Origin of the sequence: Kitasatospora sp. NPDC093558, assembly GCF_040683475.1 — a bacterium.
In the GTDB taxonomy this organism is placed as follows: Bacteria; Actinomycetota; Actinomycetes; order Streptomycetales; family Streptomycetaceae; genus Kitasatospora.
The window spans coordinates 1-4,734 of record NZ_JBFBDY010000499.1 but is presented as its reverse complement, the minus strand read 5'-3'; the positions used below and the strand labels follow the sequence as shown (position 1 = coordinate 4,734).

5 protein-coding genes and 1 pseudogene are annotated in these 4,734 nt (G+C 74.3%); 3 read left to right on the top strand and 3 right to left on the bottom strand.

Features of this window, described 5'->3' with window-relative positions; all coding sequences use genetic code 11:
• Together AB0O00_RS30030 and AB0O00_RS30025 are read left to right on the top strand one after the other, a co-directional pair.
• A pseudogene (locus AB0O00_RS30030) lies at window positions 1–263 on the top strand (MFS transporter); the annotation flags it as partial.
• A 212-nt stretch (window positions 264–475) separates the two neighbouring features.
• The gene (locus AB0O00_RS30025) at window positions 476–1,210 is read left to right on the top strand and encodes a DUF4097 family beta strand repeat-containing protein (RefSeq protein ID WP_363657077.1); all 735 of its coding nucleotides are present in this window, start codon (window positions 476–478) and stop codon (window positions 1,208–1,210) included.
• Here AB0O00_RS30025 and AB0O00_RS30020 read toward each other — a convergent pair.
• Window positions 1,191–2,093, bottom strand: coding sequence for an alpha/beta hydrolase (locus AB0O00_RS30020; protein ID WP_363657075.1), 903 nt, complete (start codon window positions 2,091–2,093; stop codon window positions 1,191–1,193). The two genes, AB0O00_RS30025 and AB0O00_RS30020, sit on opposite strands and share 20 nt — an antisense overlap.
• 82 nt (window positions 2,094–2,175) lie before the next feature.
• The gene (locus AB0O00_RS30015; protein ID WP_363657073.1) at window positions 2,176–3,279 is read right to left on the bottom strand and encodes a LuxR C-terminal-related transcriptional regulator; all 1,104 of its coding nucleotides are present in this window, start codon (window positions 3,277–3,279) and stop codon (window positions 2,176–2,178) included.
• 199 nt (window positions 3,280–3,478) lie between these two features.
• On the opposite strand from AB0O00_RS30015, the gene AB0O00_RS30010 reads away from it, so the two are divergent.
• The gene (locus AB0O00_RS30010; RefSeq protein WP_363657071.1) at window positions 3,479–4,183 is read left to right on the top strand and encodes a VC0807 family protein; all 705 of its coding nucleotides are present in this window, start codon (window positions 3,479–3,481) and stop codon (window positions 4,181–4,183) included.
• A 71-nt stretch (window positions 4,184–4,254) separates the two neighbouring features.
• Here AB0O00_RS30010 and AB0O00_RS30005 read toward each other — a convergent pair.
• On the bottom strand, window positions 4,255–4,734 hold a 480-nt coding region (locus AB0O00_RS30005; RefSeq protein ID WP_363657069.1), incomplete at its 5' end, for an NUDIX domain-containing protein.

Here is a 4,734-nt window from a genome sequence, read left to right as displayed (position 1 = left end):
GGGTGTTCAACCCGGTGTACTCCGCCTCCCGGCTGCAGCGGGTCGCGCCGGACCGGGCCGCCCGCGTGCTCTCCGCGTGGTCGGTGACCGGCAAGGCGATGACGGCCGCGCTCACCGCGCTGTGGGGCGTGCTCGCCGGGGTGACCGGTCCGCGCGCCGCGCTCGGCCTCGCCGGCCTGTGCCTGCTCGCGACCCCGTTCCTGCTGCCCCGGCGCGGGCGGGCGGCGGAGCCCGTCGCGGAGGCGGTGGCGTCGGGGGCCTGAGGGGCGGCTCGGGGGTCTCGGGGGCCTGAGCGGCGGCTCGGGGGCCTCGGGGGTCTGACGGGCGGCTCGGGTGGGGGCGTCGGGGGCCTGAGTACCGGTCTGATGGTGGTGCCAGCTCCAGGGGAATTGGGGGGCTGGCCATATCGTTCCGGGCTGGGCTGCGCGACTACCGTCCCTCGTGTACAAGCATTTCGCACGACAGGGGGATGGACATGGGGTGGCAGCGCCGACACGTCGGGGCGGTCGTGGTCGCCGGGGCCGCTGCGCTGGCCGTCACGGGCATCAGCGGCTGCTCGTTGACGAGGAGCAGCTTCCAGGACGACGCCACGGTCTCCGACCGGATCACCGCCGTCCGGCTGGACACCGACGCCGGGAACGTCACGGTGGAGGGGAAGCCGGGGGCCACGCAGGTGTCGGTCCACCGGTCCGTCGAGTACGCCCACGACCGGCCGGGCGGCACCACGCGGGTGGAGAACGGCACGCTGGTGCTCGGCGGCTGCGGGGACGACTGCTCGGTCAGCTACACGGTCGAGGCGCCCGCCGGACTGCCGATCAGCGGCGGGGCCTCGGCGGGGGACGTCCGGCTCTCCCGGGTCGGCGAGGTCTCCGTGCACACGAGCGCCGGCGGCATCACGCTCGACGACGTCGGCGGGCCGGTCGACGCCCACACCTCCAGCGGCACCATCGTGGGCACCGCCCTGCGCGGCGACCGGATCGAGGCCCGCACGAGCAACGGCGACATCCGGCTCACGCCGGGCACGGCGCAGGACGTCACGGCGAAGACGTCCAACGGCGCCATCACGGTGACGCTCCCGGCCGCCGGGTACCACGTGAGCACGGCGACGAGCCACGGGAACATACGCGTCGGGGTCGCGGACGACCCCACCGGGCGCTACCGGCTCGACCTCACCACGTCCAACGGCGACATCACCGCGACGACGGGCTGAGGAGTTCCCCGGCGCCGAGGAACTCCTCGACCAGGCCGACGAACCGCTCCGGTTCCTCGACCCACATCCGGTGGCCGGAGCGGGCCAGCACCTCCAGCCGGGCCCGGGGGTGGCAGGCGGCCACAGCTCGGGCCGGGTTGGTGCCGATCATGCCGTCGAACGCACCGGCCAGGACGAGGACCGGCGTCGCGGCGGCGGTGAACCGGGCCAGCCGGGTGCGGAGTTCCTGCGGGGCGGCGGAGCCGGCGTAGAAGGCCTCGCGGTACCACGGCAGCGAACAGGCGTGCTCGGGGCGGTACTCGGCGGCGGTGTCGGCCGACCAGGTGTGCCAGAAGAAGGGCAGGATCCGGCGCTGCAGCGCAGCCGCATCGGCACCGTCTGCTCCGCTCGCGCCGCCCTCGGTGAGCAGGCGGTCGGCCTCGGCGGCGTCGGCGTACCAGGGTTCGCCGGAGCGCGAGGCCCGCAGGGCCGCCAGTTCGGCCTCGTCCGCCTCGCGAGCCGCCCGGCCGACGGGTGCGGCGAGCACGGCCCGGCGGACGCGACCGGGGTGGGCGGCCAGGTACTCCTGCGCGGCGAGGCAGCCCGCCGAGTGGGCGAGCAGGTCGATCCGCTCCAGGCCGAGGTGCCGGCGCAACGCCTCGATGTCGCGCGCCTGGTGGACGAAGGACACGGTGCTCCGGTCCGCGGGCACCTCGGAGCGGCCGGTCGCGCGCGGGTGCACGAACACCAGCTCGCGCCGCCGTCCGAGGCCGCCGAGGTCGCCGAGGTACCCCGGGGCCATCCCGGGCCCACCGGGCAGGACGACCAACGGCTCGCCCCGGCCCACACGTTGGTAGCAGAGACGGGACCCGTCGTAGGAGGTGTACGAGAGGAAGGTCGACATAGCGCAGACGATCACACGCCGAGGGCACCGCCGTCGCCGCGTTCCACATATTGGTCCAGACCAGCAGGCGGCTGACGGACCTTCAGAGCCAGCCGCGCTCCTTGGCCCGGAGGCCGGCCTCGAAGCGGCTGCGCGCACCGAGGCGGGACATCAGGCCGGCGGTGTTGCGGCGGACGGTGCGCACGGACAGGGCCAGGCGGTTGGCCACGGCCTCGTCGGTAAGGCCCTGGCTGAGGAGGTCGAGGAGACCGCGCTCGTGGCGGGTGAGTTCGTCGTTGCGCGGGCCCGGCACCGCCTCGCCGTCCGCCGGGACGACCAGTGGTTCGGCCGTCTCCCAGACCGCCTCGAACAGCGCCCGCAGCGCGGCGACCACGCCGGGGGCGGTGATCAGGACGGCATCCAGGCAGTCCGGATCCAGGGTCGCCGGGACGATGGCCGACGTCCGGTCGAAGACCAGCATCCGGCGCAGCGGCGTGGCCGGGACGGTGCGGATCTCCGCGCCGTGCGCGGTCAGGACTCCGGCGTAGGCGAGGCTCGGCTCGTGCCGGCGCACGCTGTCCGGGTACACCGAGCGCATCCGGATGCCGCGTGCGAGGCCGTCGAGGTTGAGCCCCAGCGCGTTGGTGGTCGCGACGGCACCGCTGGTCCGGGTCTGGAACGAGACGGTCTCGAACCGGTTCGACCGGGCGAGCTGTTCGATCCGGGCGACGACGGTGTCCTGGCCGAACAGCCGCTCGGTGTCGCGGTGGCGGATGCCGGGCTCCGCGATGGCGTACTCGGTGAGGAGCCTGGTGACGGTCGACCGGGTGCGGTCGAACTCCGCCTGCTGGGCGAGGAGCCGGGCCTCCTCGCGAGCCAGCAGGGCTCGCAGGCCCTCGCTGGGGTCGGCGAGGCAGAGCGGTCGTTGCTCCGCCGGGTCGGCGCAACCGGACGACGGGACGGCCGGGACGGCCGAACCCGTGAGCGGCGCGGCGGGCCCAGCGGGAGGCACGGCGGCCCGTGACTCGGCGGGCGGCTCTTCCCCTGGCCCCCCGGCCGCCTCTGGCCGGGTCCGGAGGGAGGGCCGGAGCAGGCCCGCCGCGACGAGCCGGTCCAGCGCGTCGCCGACCTGCCCCGCCGTCAGGCCCAGCCGCCCGGCGATCTCGCCGTGGTGGGTCACGCCCTCACCCAGCATCAGTCCGTACACGGCCCCGGCGTCCCGCCCGAGACCCAAACCCTCATACACCCTCTGACCTCCCCCGATGTCCCCGCTGGCGCGATCCTGCCACTGGCCGGAAGCTGCCCGCCGGTGATCTTCCCACAGCCCGCCACACACCGTCAGACTCTCGTCCGCCGCCAACCGCACCCTGGCGCGGCATCCGGAAGAACCGTTGGAGGAGAAGTCCATGTCCCAGCCCGCCGCCAGCACCTCCCCCCGGCCCGGAGGCGCCGTCCGACTGCTGCTGGACTGGGGGCCGACGCTGCTGTTCAACATCCTCGCGCCGGTGCTGACGTACAACGCGCTCAGCGGGCACGGGACGTCCGACGTCAACGCCCTGCTGATCTCCTCGGCCTGGCCGGTCGCCGACCTCGGCGTGTACTTCCTGCTGCACCGCCGGCTCGACGAGTTCGGGGTCTTCACCCTGGTCACGCTCGTGCTCGGCGCGCTCAGCGCGCTCGCGTACAACACCACCGAGCTGATCTTCATCAAGGACTCCGCGCTGACCGGCCTGATCGGCCTCGGCTACCTGGCCACTCTGTTCGCGCCGCGCCCGGCGATGTTCTACTTCGGCCGCAAGTTCGCCGCCGGCGGCACCGCCGAGGGGGTCGCCCGCTGGAACGGCCTGTGGGTGCACGAGGGCTTCCGCCGGGGCCAGCGGCTGCTGACGGTGATCTGGGGCGTGGCGTTCATCGTGGAGGCGGTGCTGCGGATCGCGCTGACGTACGTGCTGTCGACCAAGGCCATGGTCACCGTGAGCAGCCTCATGCCGTGGGTGTTCCTCGGCGGCCTGATCTTCTTCACCATCACCTGGGGCCGCCGGCGCCAGGCGCGGATGCAGCAGACCCTCGGCCTGTCGGACGAGCAGATGCCCGCCGCGCCCACCGTCTGAGCCGTTCCGCCCGTGGACGGCTGCCTACCTGTGAACCACGGCCCACCCGTGAGCTGCTGACCGCCCGTGGACTACTGCGCCGCCGTGGCGCGGTGGCGGTCGGCGTAGCGGCGGAGCACCGGCTGGAGGTAGTCGACCTGCGGGCCTTCCAGGGCGGCGGCCTCCTCGGGGGTGGCGATGAGGGCCATCCCGTCGAACTCCGGTTCCGCTCCGCGTGAGCGCTCGTCGGCCAGCATCGCCTCGAAGTCCTCGCGCAGTGCGGCGGCGGACCGGGGCGGTGCCAGGTAGAGGACGCCGACGTTGCCGTTCGTGGTGTGGACGACGATCCACCGGTGAAGGTCCCCGGGATCCGGGTCGCCGCCCGTCTCCTCCAGGAGTTCGCGCGCGGCGTGGCGCTGGAGGGCGGGTTCGTCCAGGAGGTCGTCGCCGGTCGGCGGCTCGACGTTGCCGCCGGGCAGGCCCCAGCGGCCGGGGTGGGCGGTCGGCCCCGCCATCCGGCCGACCAGCACGCGGCCGTCGTCGGTCGGCTGGACGACGGCGACGAACAGGGC